19 protein-coding genes, 1 pseudogene, 1 riboswitch and 1 other annotated feature are annotated in these 19942 nt (G+C 57.1%); of the genes and pseudogenes, 13 read left to right on the top strand and 7 right to left on the bottom strand.

Annotated features, from left to right (window positions below; all coding sequences use genetic code 11):
* The first annotated feature begins 2 nt into the window (after positions 1 to 2).
* Positions 3 to 335, top strand: coding sequence for a hypothetical protein (locus tag M493_RS13795; protein ID WP_020960986.1), 333 nt, complete (start codon positions 3 to 5; stop codon positions 333 to 335).
* Between the two features lie 61 nt (positions 336 to 396).
* Entirely contained in the window at positions 397 to 864 is a 468-nt protein-coding gene (ytkD, locus tag M493_RS13790) for an RNA deprotection pyrophosphohydrolase (protein ID WP_020960985.1), read from the top strand.
* 77 nt (positions 865 to 941) lie between these two features.
* On the opposite strand, the gene M493_RS13785 is transcribed toward ytkD, so the two are convergent.
* From M493_RS13785 to M493_RS13775, 3 genes are read right to left on the bottom strand one after another with little or no spacing between them, the layout of a single operon-like run.
* Positions 942 to 1751: an ABC transporter permease gene (locus M493_RS13785; protein ID WP_020960984.1), complete on the bottom strand. Its 810-nt coding sequence runs from the start codon at positions 1749 to 1751 to the stop codon at positions 942 to 944.
* Positions 1735 to 2526, bottom strand: a complete 792-nt coding sequence (locus M493_RS13780; RefSeq protein WP_020960983.1) for an ABC transporter ATP-binding protein — start codon at positions 2524 to 2526, stop codon at positions 1735 to 1737. The genes M493_RS13785 and M493_RS13780 overlap by 17 nt, the downstream gene beginning before the upstream one ends.
* Positions 2527 to 2541: 15 nt before the next feature.
* Positions 2542 to 3549 carry an ABC transporter substrate-binding protein gene (locus tag M493_RS13775; RefSeq protein ID WP_020960982.1) on the bottom strand — a complete coding sequence of 336 codons (1008 nt, stop codon included), beginning with the start codon at positions 3547 to 3549 and terminating at the stop codon, positions 2542 to 2544.
* Positions 3550 to 3782: 233 nt separating this feature from the next.
* Here M493_RS13775 and M493_RS13770 point away from each other — a divergent pair, with 233 nt between their 5' ends.
* The 3 genes and pseudogenes from M493_RS13770 to M493_RS13760 all read left to right on the top strand — a co-directional run.
* A complete protein-coding gene (locus tag M493_RS13770) occupies positions 3783 to 4571 on the top strand; it encodes an alpha/beta hydrolase family protein (RefSeq protein ID WP_020960981.1) in 789 nt (262 codons plus the stop codon).
* 68 nt (positions 4572 to 4639) lie between these two features.
* A complete protein-coding gene (locus tag M493_RS13765; RefSeq protein WP_020960980.1) occupies positions 4640 to 4882 on the top strand; it encodes a DUF2584 domain-containing protein in 243 nt (80 codons plus the stop codon).
* Positions 4883 to 5035: 153 nt separating this feature from the next.
* Positions 5036 to 5308 (top strand): annotated as a pseudogene (locus M493_RS13760) (DUF4351 domain-containing protein); the annotation flags it as partial.
* Positions 5309 to 6052: 744 nt separating this feature from the next.
* Here the strand turns inward: M493_RS13760 and pckA are convergent.
* A complete protein-coding gene (pckA, locus tag M493_RS13755) occupies positions 6053 to 7639 on the bottom strand; it encodes a phosphoenolpyruvate carboxykinase (ATP) (protein WP_041267788.1) in 1587 nt (528 codons plus the stop codon).
* A 504-nt stretch (positions 7640 to 8143) separates the two neighbouring features.
* Positions 8144 to 8258, top strand: a riboswitch (SAM riboswitch).
* Between the two features lie 118 nt (positions 8259 to 8376).
* Here pckA and metK point away from each other — a divergent pair.
* A complete protein-coding gene (gene metK, locus M493_RS13745) occupies positions 8377 to 9588 on the top strand; it encodes a methionine adenosyltransferase (protein ID WP_020960976.1) in 1212 nt (403 codons plus the stop codon).
* Between the two features lie 70 nt (positions 9589 to 9658).
* Here metK and M493_RS13740 read toward each other — a convergent pair whose 3' ends face one another.
* A complete protein-coding gene (locus tag M493_RS13740; protein WP_020960975.1) occupies positions 9659 to 10201 on the bottom strand; it encodes a gamma carbonic anhydrase family protein in 543 nt (180 codons plus the stop codon).
* A gap of 125 nt (positions 10202 to 10326) precedes the next feature.
* On the opposite strand from M493_RS13740, the gene M493_RS13735 reads away from it, so the two are divergent.
* On the top strand, positions 10327 to 11445 hold the full coding sequence (locus M493_RS13735; RefSeq protein WP_020960974.1) for a tetraprenyl-beta-curcumene synthase family protein: 1119 nt from the start codon (positions 10327 to 10329) through the stop codon (positions 11443 to 11445).
* A gap of 34 nt (positions 11446 to 11479) precedes the next feature.
* Here the strand turns inward: M493_RS13735 and M493_RS13730 are convergent, their stop codons facing one another.
* Entirely contained in the window at positions 11480 to 12067 is a 588-nt protein-coding gene (locus M493_RS13730; RefSeq protein ID WP_020960973.1) for a tRNA (mnm(5)s(2)U34)-methyltransferase, read from the bottom strand.
* On the bottom strand, positions 12055 to 13026 hold the full coding sequence (locus M493_RS13725; RefSeq protein WP_020960972.1) for a TIGR01212 family radical SAM protein: 972 nt from the start codon (positions 13024 to 13026) through the stop codon (positions 12055 to 12057). The genes M493_RS13730 and M493_RS13725 overlap by 13 nt, the downstream gene beginning before the upstream one ends.
* Positions 13027 to 13177: 151 nt before the next feature.
* Here M493_RS13725 and M493_RS13720 point away from each other — a divergent pair, with 151 nt between their 5' ends.
* From M493_RS13720 to M493_RS13685, 6 genes are all read left to right on the top strand, one after another.
* Positions 13178 to 13441: a YtzC family protein gene (locus M493_RS13720; protein WP_020960971.1), complete on the top strand. Its 264-nt coding sequence runs from the start codon at positions 13178 to 13180 to the stop codon at positions 13439 to 13441.
* A 204-nt stretch (positions 13442 to 13645) separates the two neighbouring features.
* Positions 13646 to 13810, top strand: coding sequence for a hypothetical protein (locus tag M493_RS13710; protein WP_020960969.1), 165 nt, complete (start codon positions 13646 to 13648; stop codon positions 13808 to 13810).
* A gap of 115 nt (positions 13811 to 13925) precedes the next feature.
* Positions 13926 to 15125 (top strand): MDR family MFS transporter, encoded by a 1200-nt coding sequence (locus M493_RS13705; protein WP_020960968.1) that lies wholly within the window; start codon positions 13926 to 13928, stop codon positions 15123 to 15125.
* A 70-nt stretch (positions 15126 to 15195) separates the two neighbouring features.
* Positions 15196 to 15418: a binding site (T-box leader), on the top strand.
* A gap of 74 nt (positions 15419 to 15492) precedes the next feature.
* Positions 15493 to 17910, top strand: a complete 2418-nt coding sequence (gene leuS / locus M493_RS13695; protein ID WP_020960966.1) for a leucine--tRNA ligase — start codon at positions 15493 to 15495, stop codon at positions 17908 to 17910.
* 236 nt (positions 17911 to 18146) lie between these two features.
* Positions 18147 to 18461 carry a rhodanese-like domain-containing protein gene (locus M493_RS13690; protein WP_020960964.1) on the top strand — a complete coding sequence of 105 codons (315 nt, stop codon included), beginning with the start codon at positions 18147 to 18149 and terminating at the stop codon, positions 18459 to 18461.
* 191 nt (positions 18462 to 18652) lie between these two features.
* Positions 18653 to 19927 (top strand): helix-turn-helix transcriptional regulator, encoded by a 1275-nt coding sequence (locus M493_RS13685; protein ID WP_020960963.1) that lies wholly within the window; start codon positions 18653 to 18655, stop codon positions 19925 to 19927.
* Positions 19928 to 19942 lie beyond the last annotated feature (15 nt).

Here is a 19942-nt window from a genome sequence, read left to right as displayed (position 1 = left end):
AGGTGGCAGACGAACGGAAAAAAACGTATTACGTGTCGATGGCAACCGGGGAAATTTCCCAGTTGAAAACCGCGTCGCCGTGGGACTTTCAAATCGAGGCGACCGACGAGGAAATCGCCCGCCTGCGCGAGTATTTCGACCAAAACTACTCGACCGACTGGCAGGCGTTTTGGCGCGCCCACGTGCCGTATATTCAATACCATTACGACCGGGAAAACGATGCGTACGACCGGACGATGGTCGACCTTTACAAAATGATTTATGAACTCGGCAACGACGAAGCGAAAGCGCACATCCGCTCGATGGGCATTCTCCCGGACGAACACGATGCATAAAAAAGCCGCAAAGAAAGCGGCTTTTTTTCGGTATAATGGGGAGAGGAAAGGAGCGAGTCCGATGCATGAATTTCGCGATTACTACGGGCATCGCGTCCGGCTGGCGTTTACGGCCGATCCGTTTTCCGCCTCTCCCGGGCATGTGTGGGTCATTTGCCGCTATGGCGGCCGATGGCTGTTGACCGATCATCCATACCGCGGCTGGGAGTTTCCCGGCGGCAAAGTCGAACAAGGGGAGCGGGCGGAAGAAGCCGCCGTCCGCGAGGTGATGGAGGAGACGGGGGGCGTGGTCGGGTCGCTTCATTATCTCGGCCAATATCACGTCGAGCCCGATATCGTCAAAACCATTTATTTCGCGGACATTGCCCGGCTCACGGAGCGGTCGTCGTATTGGGAAACGAACGGCCCGGTGCTGCTTGAGGCGCTTCCGGCTGACATCCGCGCCGATTCGCGCTTCAGCTATTTGATGAAAGACGATGTGCTGGCGCTTTCGCTCGTGGAGCTCCGGCGGCGCGGCTGGATCGGCTGAAACGCGGGCGACGGGGACATGCCGCGAAGATGGCTGCACATAAAAAGAGACGCCCATCTTTCGGTTTGGGACGTCCCTTAACGGCGGCTGTTCCACTTTTTCTCGATGATGGCGACAAGCTGGTACATGACGGTCGACAACAAGGCGACAATGAGCAGGCTCATTAATACGAGCGTAAAGTTGAACACTTGGAAGCCGTAAATGATTAAATAGCCGAGCCCTTGCTTGGAGACGAGAAATTCGCCGGTGATGACGCCGACCCAGGCGAGGCCGACGTTGACTTTCAACGTCGAAATGATCGCCGGAAACGACGCCGGCAGCACCGCCTCTTTAAAGCATTGGTAGCGGGTGGCGCCGAACGTCCGCAGCACTTTCAAATAGTTCGGGTCGACTTCTTGAAACGACGAATAGACGACAATCGTTGTGATGATGATCGAAATGACGACGCCCATGGCGATAATCGACGTAAATCCCGGCCCGAGGGCGACGATCAAAATCGGCCCGAGCGCTACTTTCGGCATGGCGTTAAAGACGACCAAATATGGATCGAGCGTTTTCGCCAGGCGCGGAAACCACCAAAGGACCGCGCCGATGAGCGCCCCGCCGACGGTGCCGATCAGAAAGCCGAGCAACGTTTCAAACAGCGTCGCCCACGTGTGGACAAACAGCGAATGATCGCCGAGTTTTTCGACAAACAGCTTGACGATGGCCGACGGTGAGCTGAACAAGAGCGGATCGACCCAGTGGAAGCGGCTGGCGGCTTCCCAGACGGCGAAAAAGGCGACAAGCAGCACCGCCTGCCAAAAGCGGATCACCCGCCGCTCTTTGCGCAGTGCGGCGAGATGTTCACGGTGCAGCGACTGGATGCGGTCAGGAGCTTGATTCAAGAGCCTCCATCTCCTTCCAAATGGATTGGAACAATGGCGAAAACGCCGGATGCCGGCGGGCGGCAAGCGGCGGGCAGCGCCGCAGTTCATCGGGAATGGCAAACGTCCGCACGAGGCGGCCCGGACGCGGCGAAAGCAAGAAAATGCGGTCGCTCATGGCGATGGCTTCTTCGATGTCATGGGTGACCAAGACGGCTGTTTTTCCGTATTGCCGCAGCGTCGTCCAGACGAGCTCTTCCAATTTCAGCTTCGTCTGCTGGTCAAGGGCGGAAAACGGCTCATCGAGCAACAGCAGTTTCGGATCGGTCGCCAACGTGCGCACAAGCGCCGCCCGTTGGCGCATGCCGCCGGACAGCTGGCCCGGGTGATACGATTCCACGCCGCCAAGCCCGATGTCAGCGAGCAGCGCCAGCGCCCGCTCTCTCGTCGCGGCGGTGAGCGTGCCGGTCAGCTTCAAGCCGAGGAGGACGTTTTCTTCGATCGTTTTCCACGGGAACAAGTAGTCTTGCTGAAGCATGTAGCCGACCGCGCGCCGCGCCGCCCGGGCGTCTGCTCCGCCCGGCCAGAGCGGTTCGCCTTCAATGAGCACCGTCCCTTCCGTCGGTTCGATCAATCCGGCGATGATCGACAGCAGCGTCGTTTTGCCGCAGCCGCTTGGGCCGAGAAAGGAGACGAACTCCCCTTTCTCGACGGACAGCGACACATCAGCGAGCGCGGTGACGGCGGTCGTTTTCGTAAAATACGTGTGCGAGAGGCGGTCGACAGAAAGAAACATTCCGTTCACCCGCTTTCATTGCGTGTTCATCGCGTTTTTGGCAAACGACGAATCGACAAGCGTGTTCAGGTCGATGCGCTTCGGCAGCTCGCCGGCTTCGGCCATAATGTTTTGCAAGTTGTTCCATTCTTCTTCATCCAAAATCGGATCGGTCGCGTACGTGCCTTGGCTTTTGTACCGGTCGACGACTTTTTCGATCAAAGCCAAATCGGTGTCTTGAAAATACGGCTGAATGACTTCGGCAATCTCCGCGGCGCTGTGCGAGTCGACCCATTGTTGCGCTTTGTAAAGGGCGCGCGTAAATTTTTCGATGATGTCTTTATGTTCGTTCATATAGCTTTGCCGCGCCATATACGAAGTGTACGGGACGCGTCCGGATTCCGTGCCGAATGAGGCGACGATATACCCTTTTCCTTCTTGTTCGAAAAGGCTTGCGGTCGGCTCAAACAGCTGGACGAAATCGCCGGTGCCGCTCGCAAACGCGTTCGGAATGTTGGCAAAGTCGACGTTTTGAATGAGGTTCAAATCGGTGTGCGGATCAATGCCGTGTTGTTTCAACACAAATTCGCCGACCATTTGCGGCATGCCGCCTTTCCGTTGGCCGAGGAACGTGCTTCCTTTCAACATTTCCCAAGAGAAATGGTCAATTTTGTGGCGCGAGACGAGGAACGTGCCGTCAGTTTGCGTCAACTGCGCGAAATTGATGACCGGATCGTCCGTCCCTTGCGCATACACATAAATGGACGTTTCCGACCCGACCAGCGCGATGTCGGCGCCGCCGGAAAGGAGCGTCGTCATCGTTTTGTCGCCGCCCCATGTCGTCGTCAGCTCGACATCGAGCCCTTCTTCCTTGAAGAACCCTTTCGCCAAGGCGACGTATTGAGGCGCGTAAAAAATCGAGCGCGTCACCTCGGCGAGCCGCACGTTTTCAAGCGGCTTGCCCCCGCCGCCGCTGTTGGCGCCGCAGGCGGAAAGCGGCAAAAGCAAAAGAAGCGAACAAAGCCAGATCGCCCATTTTTTCATCGTTTCAAACCCCCTTTGGCTTGCGGGCCATCCATAGTCGTTTCACCTTATCGTATGCACGGGCGAAAAATGTGTGAATGCCTAGAAGGCTTTTGATGGAAAGGGAAATGCCGCTCTCCCGCAGCGTTTCGCAAATTAAAAAATCTTGCAAGACCATCATTCCGCCGTGATTTCGCACCAATCGAGCGAACGGGTTGGTGTTCCCCACTTTCTAGAAAAAAGGAGATGAGCTGATGGACGGGGACATCCTCGACTGCTATCGATTTCCGTCGCCGCATCCGGGAATCGACGTGTTTGTCGTCACTTATATGGCGCAAGGGCTGAAAGTGAAAGGAATGTTGGCGGCGCCGAAGTCAAAAGACGTGTATGACGGGCTGTTGTATTTGCGCGGCGGGATCAAGCGTGTCGGACAAGTGCGGGTGCCGCGCCTTGTCGAATTCGCGTCGCACGGCTTTGTCGTCTTCGCTCCGCTTTACCGCGGCAACGGGGGCGGGGAAGGAAACGAAGATTTCGCCGGCGACGACCGCTATGACGCCATCGCCGGGCTTCACCTCCTTCGGCGCCACCCGCTCGTCCACCCTGGGCGCGTCCATCTGTTCGGCTTCTCGCGCGGCGGGGCGATGGCGCTTCATGCCGCCGTGATGGCCGATGCGGTCTGTTCGGTCGCGGTCTGGGGCGGGGTGGCCGATATGGCGCTCACGTATCAAGAGCGGCCCGATTTGCGGCGGATGATGAAGCGCGTCATCGGCGGGGCGCCGAACAAATATCCGGAGCGCTACCGCTGCCGCACGCCGCTTTATCATCTCGAGCGGCTCCAAGCCCCGGTGCTCATCATCCACGGCGAGCGGGATGAAAACGTCTCCATTGAGCACGCCTATCGGCTTGAGCGGCGGCTCAAGCAGCTCGGCAAACCGGTGACCGCATGGTACTTCCCCGAGTTCACCCACTATTTCCCGCCGCCGGCGAACCGCGAGACGGTGAAAAGGCTTACCCGATGGATGAAACAACAGCCGACAGTGTGATACGATACGAGTAGAAAGGCGGCGCGGCCGCCAACGAATCAATGGGCAGCCAAGGAGGGTGGAATCATATGGGCATGCCGATGGAATTGCAGACGATCATTGTGACAAAAGGGCGAGAACAGCGCATCCAAGACAATTTGTTTCGGCTCGAAAAAGAAGGCTACCGCTTATACCCGCTCGACGTGCCGCTTGAAGTGCGCCGCACCGTGCAAAGCGAAGCGAGCGGCGTCGCGGTCGTGAGAAAGCTCGAATGGGAAGACAACCGGACGACGGTGACGTACGAGCTCGTCAGCCTGTATTCGACGAATTGAACGCGGAAGACCGCAGGGCCGCACCGAGTGGGCGGCCGGCTAAGCGGGGAATGGGAGCGCAAACGGAAAAACGGTTTGCGCTCCCCGTTTTGGAAGCAGGGGAAAACTAGGCGGCTTGCCCCGATTCCGGCCGTAACAGCGAAACGGATAAAAAAATTCGGGGACGAGGTGAGCCAAATGGAGACGAAGGAAGCGAAACAAGTGATGGAGCTCATCATCTCATACGAACAGCGGGGAATCGAGAAAGGCATTCAACAAGGAGTCAAACAAGGAATCAAGCAAGGGATTGAACAAGGACGCCAAAAAGGGATCGAGGAAGGGAAAATCGACATCGCGAAGAAAATGCTGGCGAAAGGGTACGATGTCGGCACGATCCACGAACTGACCGGGCTGCCGGCGGAAAAGATCGAACAGCTGAAGAAGTAAACCCGCCTTCGCATTGTCGTCGACCTCCAATCATGCCAAAACCCCGGGGGATCGACGACAATGGTTTTTAGCGCCTCAAACCTACAGCCATCAAGGTTAAAAGTCATTGACAGAATTTTTGAAACGTGGTATGCTGAAAACAGCTCCAAACCGAAAAGCTTGATGGAACAAGCCTTTTTGGGGTTTTTATCGTACCTATGAGGGATTGAAAGAAATATGTGAACGAACATCAGCCGCCCGTCATGGCGGCTTGTTTTTATCGCACCTACAAGAAATTGAAACCAAACAAGGAGCTTCCATCTTGCTCGCCAATCCAACGCACCTCCCCCGGATGGGGATTTTTTTGATGAGTTCCGAAATGATGTCCGTGTCCAAAAGATCTTCCCATCATTCAACCTCCCGCGCTTGCTCGTTGTTTCTTTCCAAGTCAAGTGCCGCATCGCACAATGGGGATTGCCTGAAGAAGCCGGTCAGGCGGGTTTTCGGTTTGGTCAGCCGCTCGTATTGTTCCACGGGCAACAAACCGCCGGTTTGCCCTGCGCGCCGATCGCTTGGGGGCTTTCATCAGCCGCCTTTCTCCCTGCATGACGGGGCCGGTGTTTAGCCTCTTGAAGCCGCCATTCCATGATGACCGCGTTACCGTCCATCCGGACTGATAGCATCGTTGAGCCCGCGGCCAAACAGAAGAAAAGCGAGAAACCCCGGCCGTGCAGGGGCTGTTCCCTGGCTGGCCGGGGTGTTTCGTTACACGAGCGGTCCGCCGAGTTTTTCGATGGACGGATCGATATGGGTGAATTTTTGGAAGTTCGTGCGGAACTTTTGCGCCAGTTCTTTCGCTTTTTGTTCGTACGCTTGTTTGTCGGCCCACGTGTTTTGCGGCTGCAGGACGTCATCGGGCACGCCCGGGACGTGCGCCGGGATGGCGAGGCCGAAAATCGGGTCTTGCACGGTTTCGATGTTGTCGAGCTCTCCTTCGACGGCCGCTTGCACCATCGCCCGGGTGTAGGCGAGCTTCATGCGGCTGCCGACGCCGTACGGCCCTCCTGTCCAGCCGGTGTTGACCAAAAAGACGCGGACGTTGTGTTCGGCGATTTTTTGCCCGAGCATTTCCGCGTATTCAACGGCCGGGCGCGGCAAAAACGGGGCGCCGAAGCACGTCGAGAACGTCGCTTCCGGTTCGGTGACGCCGCGTTCGGTGCCGGCGAGTTTGCTTGTGTAGCCGCTTAGGAAGTGGTACATCGCCTGTTCGCGCGTCAGCTTGCTGATGGGCGGCAGGACGCCGAACGCATCGGCTGTCAAAAACACGATCGTGGACGGATGGCCGGCGACGCTCGGGTCGATGATGTTGTCGATCGCTTGGATCGGGTAGGCGGCGCGCGTGTTTTCCGTCAGCGTGCCGTCGTCATAGTTCGGCACGCGCGTCGCGTCGTCGAGGACGACGTTTTCGAGCACCGCGCCGAAGCCGATGGCGTCGAAAATTTGCGGCTCTTTTTCGCGCGATAGGTTGATGCATTTCGCATAGCAGCCGCCTTCGATGTTGAAAACGCCGCGGCTCGACCAGCCGTGTTCGTCATCGCCGATCAAGCGGCGCTTCGGGTCGGCGGACAGCGTCGTTTTTCCCGTTCCCGACAAGCCGAAAAAGAGGGCGACGTCGCCTTCCTGGCCGACGTTGGCCGAGCAGTGCATCGGCAAGATGCCTTGTTCCGGCAGCAAATAGTTCATGACCGAGAAAATCGATTTTTTCATTTCCCCGGCGTATTCGGTGCCGCCGATTAAGACCGTGCGCCGTTCAAACGAAATGATGATGAACGTTTCCGAGCGCGTGCCGTCAACGGCGGGGTCGGCTTTAAAGTTCGGCGCGCAAATGACGGTAAATTGCGGCTCGTGCGCGGCGAGCTCCTCGGCGCTCGGGCGGATGAACAGCTGATGGACGAACAAGTTGTGCCAGGCGAACTCGTTCACGACTTGAATCGGCAGCCGCGATTTCGGATCGGCGCCGGCAAAGCCTTTAAAGACGAACAGTTCGTCTTGTTTCATTAAATAATCGAGCACTTTGTCATACAGTTTGTCAAACGTCTCCGGCGCCATCGGTTGGTTGACCGGGCCCCAGTCGATCGTTTGTTTGGTCGACGGCTCTTCGACGATGTATTTGTCTTTCGGCGACCGTCCGGTGTACTTGCCGGTCGTGACGGCGACCGCGCCGGTATGGGTCAGCCGCCCTTCGTTCCGTTGCAATACTTTCTCGACGAGCTCGGCGACGGACAGCTGATGGTGCACGTACGGTTTTTGCAGCAGCAACGCCAGTTTATTCGTCATCTTGGCAATCCCCATGTTCACAACCTGCCTTCTTTTTGTAATCACTCTTGAAAATAGTATAACACATTTTTATTAATAGTCCATACTAATTGTGTAGGTTTTTTTGAACTTATTTTGCCTATTTTTCAGATTTTGAACGCTCTTGGCCTATCCCGGCGTTAAAAGAGTAGAAGATTCGAAAGACCCGCCCCGTGGAAGCCGCCCGTGTGCGTCCCGCAGCCAGTCGGCCTTAGCAAACCGGCAATACGTTTGCCGGATCCGCTCCGCCTTGTTCAAGGATGCAGCCGCAAGCGCCACGTTTAGATGGACATCACTTCCTATACAAAGGAAAGGGGCTCTGTTTGGCTTCCTTTTGATCTTGTTGAGGCAAGGGAAAGAGCGGCGGGGAAAGGCGCCGATGTTTTCTCCGTCTGGGCTCGCGTGTGGAAGCAGGGCTTCTTGGTCCGGGATGATAAAAAATTCACTTCTGCGGTTGACTTTGTTCCTCCAATTGCGATAAGATAAGTCATTGAACGGATACTCTTATCCCGAGCCGGTGGAGGGACAGGCCCGATGAAACCCAGCAACCGTCACAACTGTACATGTGTGAAATGGTGCTAACCTGTGGCAAGGCGCAGTCCTTGAACGATAAGAGTGAAAGGAAGCAATACGATTGCCATGACCTTTCCTCACCGTGACAGGGAAAGGTTTTTTATATTGCAGGGAATGAGTTCCGTATCGCCACATTACGCCAAGAGGAGGAAACAAACCGAATGTCAGCCAAACGCCGCTTGTTTACGTCAGAATCTGTGACGGAAGGACATCCGGATAAAATTTGCGACCAAATTTCCGATGCCATTTTGGACGCCATTTTGGAAAAAGACCCGAACGCCCGCGTTGCGTGCGAAACGAGCGTCACGACCGGGTTGGTGCTCGTGAGCGGGGAAATTACGACGTCAACGTACGTCGATATTCCGCGCCTCGTCCGCGATACGGTCCGCGAGATTGGCTATACGCGCGCCAAATACGGATTTGACGCCGATACGTGCGCAGTGTTGACCGCGATCGATGAGCAGTCGCCGGATATCGCCATGGGGGTGGACCGGGCGCTTGAAGCGCGTGAAGGTCAGATGACCGACGAGGAAATTGAAGCGATCGGGGCCGGCGACCAAGGGCTTATGTTTGGGTTCGCCTGCAATGAAACGGAAGAATTAATGCCGCTGCCGATTGCGCTCGCCCACCGCCTGGCGCGCCGTTTGGCGGAAGTGCGCAAAACGGATGTATTGCCATACTTGCGCCCGGACGGGAAAACGCAAGTGACGATCGAATATGATGAAAACGGCAAACCGGTGCGCGTTGATACGATCGTCATTTCGACGCAGCATCACCCGGAAATTACGCAAGAGCAAATCGAGCGCGACATGAAAGAGCATGTCATCAAACCGGTCGTGCCGGCAGAATTGCTCGATGAGAACACGAACTATTTCATCAACCCGACCGGCCGGTTCGTCATCGGCGGTCCGCAAGGCGATGCCGGGCTGACGGGGCGGAAAATCATCGTCGACACGTACGGCGGCTACGCCCGCCATGGCGGCGGCGCGTTCTCGGGCAAAGACCCGACGAAAGTCGACCGTTCGGCGGCGTATGCGGCCCGTTATGTGGCGAAAAACATCGTTGCAGCCGGACTCGCCGACAAGTGCGAAGTGCAGCTCGCCTACGCGATCGGCGTCGCCCGTCCGGTATCGATTTCCATTGATACGTTCGGCACTGGGAAAGTGTCGGAAGACATTTTAATTGAAGTCGTCCGCAACAACTTCGACCTGCGCCCGGCCGGCATCATCAAAATGCTCGACCTGCGCCGCCCGATTTACAAACAAACGGCCGCTTACGGCCATTTCGGGCGCACGGACATCGACCTGCCGTGGGAGCGCACCGATAAAGCGCCAGTGTTGAAAGAACAAGCGTTGGCGTTGGCGAACAAGTAAGGCCGGACGGCGCGGATGCGCGGGTCGTTTCGGGCGTCGGCCAACAACCACCAGCACAAGAGCTGCCGGATCACGGCAGCTCTTTTTCGTGAGGGCGCGCGGCTTGTTGCAGCGCTTTGTAATAGCGCCCTTTTTCCACATATTCGCGGCGGATGCGCTCCATTTCGCGGAAGTCGTCTTCGGTCAACTCGCGGACGACTTTGGCCGGCCGGCCGAGGGCGAGCGTGTTCGGCGGGATTTTTTTTTCCGGCGGCACCAAACTGCCGGCGCCGATAAACGCGCCTTCGCCGATTTCCGCGCCGTCTAAAATGATCGAGCCCATGCCGATGAGCGCGTGTTTCCGGACGATGGCGCTGTGCAAAATGACTTGATGGCCGACGGTCACCCCGTCTTCGATGATGAGCGGATTGTTTGGACTTTGATGCAAAATTGAGTTATCTTGGATATTGACCCGGTTGCCGATCACCGTCGGCGCCACGTCGCCGCGGATGACGGTGCCGAACCAAATGCTCGTCTCTTCGCCGATCACGACATCGCCGGTGATCGTCACATAATCGGCGATGAAGGCGGAGGCGGCGATTTGCGGTGTTTTTCCTTTGTACGGATAGATCATGGCGTTCGTTCCTTTCATGGCAAAATCATGGATTCATGTTTATTTTACAAGGTTGTTTCCGGTTCGTAAATGAAACGGGAGCGCCCTATGGTTTGCCCCGCGTGTGGGGATGGCGATACTAGAAGATGAAAGCATCGTTTTTGCGTCCCGAGGTGAGCAAATTGAAAATCCCGACACACCCGATTGCGTTAATGAAAATGGTTTATCGCGACGTGTTTCCTCTCGTCCACCGCGAGCTTGCCTATTGGCGGCGGCGGGCCGAGCGCATTCCCGACCCGGAGCTTCGGCGCCAGGCGCTTGCAAGCATCGCGTCGAAAACGTTCCATTGCGAAGGCGGCGCGATTTTGGCGCTGCTTTCGGGCGACAAGCTTGAGGCGTGCGTCCGCTTTATCGTCGCCTATCAGACGATCAGCGATTATTTGGATAACTTGTGCGACCGGAGCACATCGCTTGATCCGCTCGATTTCCGGGCTTTGCACGATTCGATGCCGGACGCCTTGACGATCGGCGCCGAGCCGTCGAACTATTACCGCCACCGCCGCGAGCAGGAAGACGGCGGCTATTTGCCGGATTTGGTGCGCACGTGCCAGGAAGTGCTCGGCACATTGCGTCATTATGAGACGATCGTTCCGTTTTTGCATGAGCTGGCCGGCTATTATTGCGACTTGCAAGTACATAAACATGTCGACACGAAAGAGCGCGTGCCGCGGCTCGAGAGATGGTTTGCCCAATACAAAGACGCCTTGCCGCCGATGGAATGGTACGAGTTTTCCGCCTGCTCCGGTTCGACGCTCGGCATTTTCTGCCTTGTGGCGTATGCGTTCGGCGAGTCGCTGCCGCCGGAGATGGCCAAACAAGTGCGCGACGGCTATTTCCCGTACATTCAAGGGCTGCACATTTTGCTTGACTATTTGATCGACCAGGAGGAAGACCGGGAAGGCGGCGATTTGAATTTTTGCTTTTACTATCCGGACGAAACGGTGCTGCTTAAGCGGCTTTGCCATTTTATCGAGGAGGCGGACCGCCATGTCGGCGCGCTGCCGCACGGCGAGTTTCACCGCTTGATCCACCGCGGCTTGCTTGGGCTGTATTTGTCGGATGACAAAGTGAAAAAACAGGAGCGGCTGCGCCGGTTGGCGCGCCGGCTCGTCCGCGCCGGCGGGGCGGCGTCGATGTTTTTTTATTGGAACGGAAAAGCGTATCGCTTTTGGCAGGAGCAACAAAAACGGCTGTCCTTGTCATAAGGGCAGCCGTTTGCTTCCGAAAGGCGGCCTGATCTCAGCCAGCCCCGTTCGTTCGCTTCTCGATGGCGAGCAAAAACGGCGGGTCGTTGCGCCGGTTGAGGAATTGATATTGCAAGACGTGGGCGCGCCGCTGATCGAGCGTGCGGACGTAGTCGAGCAAGGCGTCGCGCTCGATTTTTCCTTCCGGATGGCCGTGGTAGACGACAAGGGCGATGACGCCGCCCGGCTTTAAGATGGAAAGAAGCTGGCGGACCGCTTCGATCGTCGATTCCGGCTTCGTCACAATTTGTTTATTGCCGCCCGGCAAATAGCCGAGGTTGAACACGGCGGCGGCGACGCGCCCGTGAACGTGGCGGGGGAGCGTTTCCAGCAGCAGGCTGTGGCTCGTTTGAAACAGCGTCACCCGCCCGTCCAGCCCGTGTTCGGCGAGGCGGGCTCTGGCTGCCGCTATCGCTTCGGCTTGAATGTCAAAACCAAACACATGCCCGCGCTCCCCGACGCGCTCGGCTAAAAAGACGGTGTCATGGCCGTTGCCGACCGTCGCATCGACGGCGATGCCGCCTTCTTTGAGCGCGCCGTCCAGCAAAAAACGGGCAAACGGCAAAATATTCATGATGGCCATGCGCTTGCCACCCCCTGTTTGTACCGCTTCCCTTGAAAGCTGTCCCGCCGCTTGAGTTCGGCGTCAATGGCGTTTAACACTTCCCATTTGTTGGCGCTCCACATCGGGCCGATGAGCAAGTCGATCGGCCCGTCGCCGGTGATGCGGTGCACGATCATCTCAGGCGGCAGCACTTCAAGCTGGTCGCACACGAGGCGGACGTATTCGTCAAACGACAAAAACCGAACGAGCCCTTTTTCGTATTGTTTCACCATCGGCGTTCCTTTTAATAAATGAAGCAAATGGATTTTAATGCCTTGCACATCCATGGCGGCGACCGTTTTCGCCGTTTCCATCATCATGTCGTACGTCTCGAGCGGCAAGCCGTTGATGATATGGACGCACACTCGGATGCCGTGGCGGCGCAGTTTTTGGACCCCCTCGACAAAACAGTGGAAATCGTGCGCCCGGTTGATGAGCTGGGCGGTCCGCTCGTGAATCGTCTGCAGCCCGAGCTCGACCCATAAATACGTCCGCTCGTTGAGTTCTGCCAAATAGTCGACGACGTCATCGGGCAGACAGTCGGGGCGCGTGGCGATCGACAGTCCGACGACCCCGTCAAGGCCAAGCACCGTTTCGTATTTTTCCCGCAGCACTTCAACCGGCGCGTGCGTGTTCGTGAACGCTTGAAAGTACGCCAAATATTGGCCGTCTTTCCATTTTCGGTGCATGTTTTGCCGAATCGTGTGAAATTGGGTCACCAAGTCGTCGGCGCGGTTGCCGGCAAAATCGCCCGACCCGGCGGCGCTGCAAAACGTGCAGCCGCCATACGCCACCGTCCCGTCGCGGTTCGGGCAGTCAAAGCCCCCGTCAAGGGCGACTTTGAACACTTTTTGGCCGAACGTTTGCCGCAAATGGTAGTTCCATGTGTGATATCGCTTTCGGTCGGTTGCATACGGAAACGGGTTTTCGTTTGTCACGGCCGTTCTCTCCTTATGTTGAAATGGCATCATCCTTGCATTGTACCACGGATGGCGGCAAAAAGCGACCGCTGCCAATCATTGACGTGATACAGATGAAAGCGGCGGCGCATAGTAAAGATGAGGGAACATCATGAAAAGAGGTGAGCGCATGGCGACAAGACAATCGGTGGAAGAGTTTTTGCAGCGGTGCGAAGACGTCATCCGCTTTGCGAAAGAACAATATACGGAGGCGCAAAAGCAAGAACACTACAACATCACGGAATACACAAACGCCCAGCAAATGCTTGAGCAGACGGTCAACGATTTGGCGCACTTGGCGCAAAGCTGCAACGCCCAGCAGCGCGAACAGCTGCACCGGATGCGGCTTCAGCTTGAGCAGCTGCAAAACGAGATGATTTTGCTGGACCGATGAAACAAGGAGTTTGCGCGGCGGCCAATATTAAAGGTTCTGCCGCACAACAAGCGGCTTTTGCCGGACCGATGACACAAAGGCTTTGCACGATGGCCGCTATCGAAGGTTCTGGTGCGCAACAAGCGGCTTTTGCGGAACCGGTAAAACGGAAAGCGGCCGCATGGCGGCTGTCTGCTTGATGGCGAACACAAGGAGGAACAAGACATGAAGCGACGTCTGAAACAAACGAATCCGGAGCAAAAAACGCGCAACGGCCGAAACAACAACGATTTGGAACTCGGCCAAGACTTCGATCCGGTGAAACTGGCGAAAAAACAGTACGAACAAACAGGCGGCCAGCCGGCCCGCTCCAAGCAGCGGAACGGGTGAGGCGCCGCTGTCCGTGAGGGCGCCATGCCGCCCTCATTTTTTGATTGCTTTTTTTCGCTTTCCCTCATACAATTAGTTTGGGAATCGAAATAAAAGATGAAAAGGATGATGACCGATGCCCCGCGCTCTTTGGTGGCTGCTTGTCGGCATGGCGCTCAACGTCACAGGGGCGTCGTTTTTATGGCCGTTAAACACCATTTATTTGCATGAGCAGCTCGGCCAGCCGCTCGCCGTGGCGGGAGCGGTGCTGATGCTCAACTCCGGCGGCAGCGTCGTCGGCAGCCTGCTCGGCGGCGTGCTGTTTGACCGGATCGGCGGGTTTCGCACGCTCGTGGCCGGGGCGTGTTTGACGATGGCGGCGCTTGCCGGCTTGAGCGTCTGGCACGGCTGGCCGCATTATGCCGTCTGGCTGGCGCTTGTCGGCATCGGCAGCGGCGTCGTCTTTCCGGCGGCGTCGGCGTATGCCGGAGCGATTTGGCCGGAAGGGGGGCGGCGGGCGTTCAACGCCTTGTATGTGGCGCAAAACATCGGCGTCGCCGCCGGCTCGGCGCTCGGCGGCGTTGTCGCTTCGTATTCGTTCGCGCTCGTGTTTTGGGCGAACGTGTGGCTGTATGCCGCTTTTTTGGCGACAGTCGTCATCGGGCTGCGGCGCGTGCCGCTGCCGCCGCTGCCAAAAAAAGAACGGAAGCGCCGGACGGGGGACGGGGCGCCCCGGCCCCACATCCGCGCCCTCGTCCTTCTTTGCGCCGGCTACGGATTGTGCTGGATGAGCTACGTCCAATGGTCGACGACGATCGCCGCCTATACGCGCGAGCTCCATATCCCGGTTCATCACTACAGCCTGCTTTGGACGATCAACGGCGCCTTGATCGTGCTCGGCCAGCCGCTGTTAGTGCCATTGGTCCGCCGCTTTATGCCGGGGATGAAGCGGCAAATCGTCATCGGGTTCGCCGTTTTCACCGTCTCGTTTGCGATGCTGTTTGGCGCTAGCTCACTTTTGCAATTTGCGGCGTCGATGATCGTGCTTACGATCGCCGAAATGATCGTCTGGCCGGCGATTCCGGCGGTCGTGAACGAGCTGGCGCCGCCGGGGAGAACGGGATTTTACCAAGGGATCGTCAACGGCACGGCCACGGCCGGACGGATGATCGGGCCGGTCCTCGGCGGTTGGGTCGCCGATGCGTTCGGGATGAAGCCGCTCATCGGGCTGCTTGTCGCCTTCGCCCTGCTGGCCGCCGGCGCGGCGCTCGTGTATGACCGGGGGCTGCCGAAGCGGGCGGAAAAGGCGGGAGAAAAAACGGCCGCGACCGTCTAGTTTTCCGCTTGCAATCGATCGACAAATTTTTTACAATAGTAATAAATTTGTCGTTTCAAAACTAGAAATGTGAACAACGGTGAAGAGGAATAGTAGCGGACTTGACGGACGGCAGAGAGTTGACGGCCGGTGCGAGTCAACCGAAGTCAATCCGCGAACTCGCCTCGGAGTTGCCGGCGCGAACGGCTGCGGCCGATAACGCCGGCCGTGAGTCTGCGTTAAGGAAAAAAGCGGGTGCGCGTCGGCGCGCCAAAAAGGGTGGTACCGCGGGAAGCGCTCCTCTCGTCCCTTTTGATCGGGATGAGGGGTTTTTTTGTACATATTTTCGTCTATGATGCAAGTAAAACTGGATAGGAGGAATGCGACGATGAGCTTCAACCATCGCGACATCGAAAAAAAATGGCAGCACTATTGGGAGCAGAACAAAACGTTCCGCACGCCTGATGACGATGACAAGCCGAAGTTTTACGTGCTCGACATGTTCCCGTATCCGTCCGGCGCCGGCTTGCACGTCGGCCATCCGGAAGGGTATACGGCGACCGACATTTTGGCGCGCATGAAGCGGATGCAAGGGTACAACGTCCTCCACCCGATGGGCTGGGACGCGTTCGGCTTGCCGGCCGAACAATACGCGCTGGACACCGGCAACGACCCGGCTGAGTTTACGCAAAAAAACATCGACAACTTCCGCCGGCAAATCAAATCGCTCGGGTTCTCGTACGATTGGGACCGGGAAATCAACACGACCGACCCGAACTATTACAAATGGACGCAATGGATTTTCTTGAAACTGTATGAAAAAGGGCTCGCCTACATGGATGAAGTGCCGGTCAACTGGTGCCCGGCGCTCGGCACCGTGTTGGCGAACGAGGAGGTCATCAACGGCCGGAGCGAGCGCGGCGGGCATCCGGTCATCCGCAAGCCGATGCGGCAATGGATATTGAAAATCACCGCCTACGCCGACCGGCTGCTCGAAGACTTAGAGGAGCTCGACTGGCCGGAAAGCATTAAGGAGATGCAGCGCAACTGGATCGGCCGCTCGGAAGGGGCGGAAATCCAGTTTGCCGTCGACGGCCATGACGAAACGTTCACCGTCTTTACGACGCGGCCCGATACGCTGTTTGGCGCGACGTATGCGGTGCTGGCGCCGGAGCATCCGCTCGTGGAAAACATCACAACGCCGGAGCAAAAACCGGCCGTGGAGGCGTATTTGCACGAAGTCGAGCGGAAAAGCGACCTTGAGCGCACCGACTTGGCGAAAGAAAAAACCGGCGTGTTTACGGGTGCATACGCCATCCATCCGGTCACGGGCGAGCGGCTTCCGATTTGGATCGCCGACTACGTCTTGATGGGCTACGGCACCGGGGCGATCATGGCCGTGCCGGCGCACGATGAGCGCGACTATGAATTCGCGAAAACGTTCCACTTGCCGATCAAAGAAGTCGTCGCCGGCGGGAATGTCGAGCGCGAACCGTACACCGGCGACGGCGAGCATATCAACTCCGAGTTTTTAAACGGCTTGAACAAGCAAGAAGCGATCGAAAAGATGATCGCGTGGCTCGAAGAACACGGCAAAGGGCAAAAGAAAGTGTCCTATCGGCTGCGCGACTGGCTGTTCAGCCGCCAGCGCTACTGGGGCGAACCGATCCCGATCATCCATTGGGAAGACGGAACGATGACGCCGGTGCCGGAAGACGAGCTGCCGCTTGTCTTGCCGAAAACGGACGAAATCAAACCGTCGGGAACGGGCGAATCGCCGCTCGCCAACATCGAAGAATGGGTCAACGTCGTCGACCCGAACACCGGCAAAAAAGGGCGGCGCGAAACGAACACGATGCCGCAATGGGCGGGCAGCTGCTGGTATTACTTGCGCTACATCGACCCGCACAACGACAAGCAGCTCGCCGACCCGGAGAAATTGAAAAAATGGCTGCCGGTCGACGTCTACATCGGCGGGGCCGAGCACGCGGTCTTGCATTTGCTGTACGCCCGCTTCTGGCATAAGTTTCTCTACGACCTCGGCGTCGTGCCGACGAAAGAGCCGTTCCAAAAGCTGTTCAACCAAGGGATGATTTTAGGCGAAAACAACGAAAAAATGAGCAAATCAAAAGGCAACGTCGTCAACCCGGACGACATCGTCGACAGCCATGGCGCCGACACGCTGCGGCTGTACGAAATGTTCATGGGGCCGCTTGAAGCGTCGATCGCCTGGTCGACGAAAGGGCTCGACGGCGCGCGCCGTTTCCTTGACCGCGTCTGGCGTTTGTTTGTGACGGAAGAAGGCGGCCTGAACCCGAACATCGTCGAGGAGCCGGCTGCCGACACGCTTGAGCGCGTCTACCATCAGACGGTGAAAAAAGTGACGGAAGACTATGAAGCATTGCGCTTTAACACCGCCATTTCGCAGCTCATGGTGTTCATCAACGAAGCGTATAAAGCCGAGCAAATGAAAAAAGAATACATGGAAGGGTTCGTCAAACTGTTGTCGCCGGTTTGCCCGCACATCGGCGAAGAGCTGTGGCAAAAGCTCGGCCATACGGACACGATCGCCTACGAACCGTGGCCGGCGTATGATGAAACGAAGCTCGTCGACGACGTCGTCGAAATCGTCGTGCAAATCAACGGCAAAGTGCGGTCGCGCCTGCACGTGCCGGCCGACTTGGCAAAAGAAGCGCTCGAGGAGCGGGCGCTGGCCGACGAAAAAATTAAAGAGCAGCTGGAAGGAAAAACGGTGCGCAAAGTGATCGCCGTCCCCGGCAAGCTCGTCAACATCGTCGCCAACTGACCGCTGGCTGTTCGGCCCGCACAGGCGGTGGCGTGCGCCGTTTCAGGCGAAGCAGCCGCCAACCGCGCCCGGGCCGTCCGGGCCGGCTTTGCCCCGCCGCCTGGCGCGGAAGCGGGCGTCCATCGCCGGTGTGCTTTTAGGCAGCGGGCGGGGAAACCGCGCTTTCCCGCCGCCGTTGGCCGAAGCGGTCAAAAGAAAGAACCGTTTGCCAAAACGAGGAACGAAAGGAGACTACCATGGAAGAGATTAAAGAAATCACCCCGGCCGAGGTGAAAGAAAAACTCGAACGCGGCGAAAAACTGAACTTGATCGATGTGCGCGAAGACGAAGAAGTCGCGCTCGGCATGATTCCGGGCGCCAAGCATATCAAAATGGGCGACATTCCGGACCGCCTTGACGAGTTCGACCGCAACGAAGAATACATTTTCATCTGCCGCTCCGGACGGCGGAGCGAAAACGTCTGCCGCTACTTGCAAGAGCACGGCTATCGCGTTTGCAACATGACAGGCGGCATGCTTGAGTGGGAAGGGGAAACGGTGCCAAAGCCATAACCGCCCCGCCATCGCCCGGCAGACGGTGCAGAACGTATCCGGTAGACGCATGTTTCATGGACAGAACAAGCGGCATGGTCGAGGGCAATGGCCATGCCGCATTTTTTCGTTTAGTGCTAAAGTGTGATGGAAGAGACAGCGGGGAAAAGATATAATTTTCAGTAAAATGGGACTGAAGGGGTCGATTACAGTTGAAATTAGGCGACCGTTTGAAGTTTGCCCGGCTGATGAAAGGAATGACTCAAGAAGAAACGGCAGAAGGGATTATTTCTGTCTCCTATTTATCGAAGATTGAAAATAATCAAGCCATACCGGGGGAAGAAGTGCTTGAGTTGTTGTTTCACCGGCTCGGCATTCACCGCGGCGAAAACGGGACAACCCCTTCATGGCACGAATCCGTGATGGCGTGGTATAAGGCGATGACGGACAAAGACGTGCCGACCGCTAAGGAGAGGTATGAAACCGTCAAAAAACAATGCGGCGAATCCGGCGATGCCGAGGCGACGGTTTATTTTCAGTTAATGCGCATTCGGTATTTGCTGCTGCTTCGCGATGTCAAAGGGGCTGAGGCGGCGGCGCGGAGCGTGCAGGAGTGGTATGAGGCGCTCGATGACACGATGCGCTACTATTATTGGAAGTTTTTTGGGCTTTTTTACTATTGTCAAGAAAAATATGACGACGCGCTGCAATGTTATCAAAAGGCGGAAGGGCTGATCGGGGCGGAAAGGCGGCCGAATTGGGAAGAGGCGGATTTGGCTTATTTGTTAGCGCTTGCATACAGCCGGACGTGGAAAGTGTTTCCATGCATTCGCTATGCCGAGCGGGCTTTGGCGCTCAGCCAGGCGGAATATGATTTGCGCCGCAGTGCAGAATGCCATATTTTATTGGCGATTTGCTACCGGCGCTGCGGCGAAATGGAGAAAGCCATCGATTGCTGCCTGCTGGCGCAAAAAGCGGCCCGGCTCGCTGACGACCGGCTGCTCATCGGAATTGTTGAACATAATCTCGGCCATTTGAAAGGATTGAAGCACCAATACCGCGAGGCGGTGCAACATTATGAAAACAGCCTCATGTATAAGGCGGAAGCCCCGCTTGCCGACCGGTTCATTACGCTGTTGGCGCTTGTGCGCGAACATTATGCCGCGCAAAATTACCGCAAGGCGCTTGCCGCGGCCGAGGAAGGGTGGCAGCAGCTCAGACAAAGCGACGGCGGTGTGACGGGTCACTATGAATACTATTTGCATTTTTCCGTTTACCGGTTGCTTCTGTCCGGTGAGGGGGAGGCGTTTGAACGGTTGCTCAAGCATGAAGCCATTCCGTATTTCCAAAAGCGGAAAGAGTACGAAGACGCCGCCCGCTATGCGGAATATTTGGCTGATTACTACGCCCGTGAGCGCCAATACAAACAGGCGGCCCATTACTATCGGCTCGGCTGCGGCCTTTTGCGGAAACGGACGGACGCCTGAAAGGAGGTGAAGCGA

The organism is Geobacillus genomosp. 3 (genome assembly GCF_000445995.2).
GTDB lineage: Bacteria > Bacillota > Bacilli > Bacillales > Anoxybacillaceae > Geobacillus.
The sequence above is the reverse complement of the archived record's forward strand: the minus strand, read 5'-3'. Positions and strand labels throughout refer to the sequence as shown.

What these genes read in the sequence shown, in the direction of transcription:
- M493_RS13775 (WP_020960982.1), bottom strand. Translation starts at nt 3,549, where the DNA reads ATGAAAAAATGGGCGATCTGGCTTTGTTCGCTTCTTTTGCTTTTGCCG.
- M493_RS13705 (WP_020960968.1), top strand. Translation starts at nt 13,926, where the DNA reads ATGCCCCGCGCTCTTTGGTGGCTGCTTGTCGGCATGGCGCTCAACGTC.
- M493_RS13740 (WP_020960975.1), bottom strand. Translation starts at nt 10,201, where the DNA reads ATGATCTATCCGTACAAAGGAAAAACACCGCAAATCGCCGCCTCCGCC.
- M493_RS13690 (WP_020960964.1), top strand. Translation starts at nt 18,147, where the DNA reads ATGGAAGAGATTAAAGAAATCACCCCGGCCGAGGTGAAAGAAAAACTC.
- leuS (WP_020960966.1), top strand. Translation starts at nt 15,493, where the DNA reads ATGAGCTTCAACCATCGCGACATCGAAAAAAAATGGCAGCACTATTGG.
- metK (WP_020960976.1), top strand. Translation starts at nt 8,377, where the DNA reads ATGTCAGCCAAACGCCGCTTGTTTACGTCAGAATCTGTGACGGAAGGA.
- M493_RS13780 (WP_020960983.1), bottom strand. Translation starts at nt 2,526, where the DNA reads ATGTTTCTTTCTGTCGACCGCCTCTCGCACACGTATTTTACGAAAACG.
- M493_RS13770 (WP_020960981.1), top strand. Translation starts at nt 3,783, where the DNA reads ATGGACGGGGACATCCTCGACTGCTATCGATTTCCGTCGCCGCATCCG.
- M493_RS13710 (WP_020960969.1), top strand. Translation starts at nt 13,646, where the DNA reads ATGAAGCGACGTCTGAAACAAACGAATCCGGAGCAAAAAACGCGCAAC.
- M493_RS13735 (WP_020960974.1), top strand. Translation starts at nt 10,327, where the DNA reads ATGAAAGCATCGTTTTTGCGTCCCGAGGTGAGCAAATTGAAAATCCCG.
- M493_RS13730 (WP_020960973.1), bottom strand. Translation starts at nt 12,067, where the DNA reads ATGGCCATCATGAATATTTTGCCGTTTGCCCGTTTTTTGCTGGACGGC.
- M493_RS13720 (WP_020960971.1), top strand. Translation starts at nt 13,178, where the DNA reads ATGGCGACAAGACAATCGGTGGAAGAGTTTTTGCAGCGGTGCGAAGAC.
- M493_RS13765 (WP_020960980.1), top strand. Translation starts at nt 4,640, where the DNA reads ATGGGCATGCCGATGGAATTGCAGACGATCATTGTGACAAAAGGGCGA.
- pckA (WP_041267788.1), bottom strand. Translation starts at nt 7,639, where the DNA reads ATGGGGATTGCCAAGATGACGAATAAACTGGCGTTGCTGCTGCAAAAA.
- ytkD (WP_020960985.1), top strand. Translation starts at nt 397, where the DNA reads ATGCATGAATTTCGCGATTACTACGGGCATCGCGTCCGGCTGGCGTTT.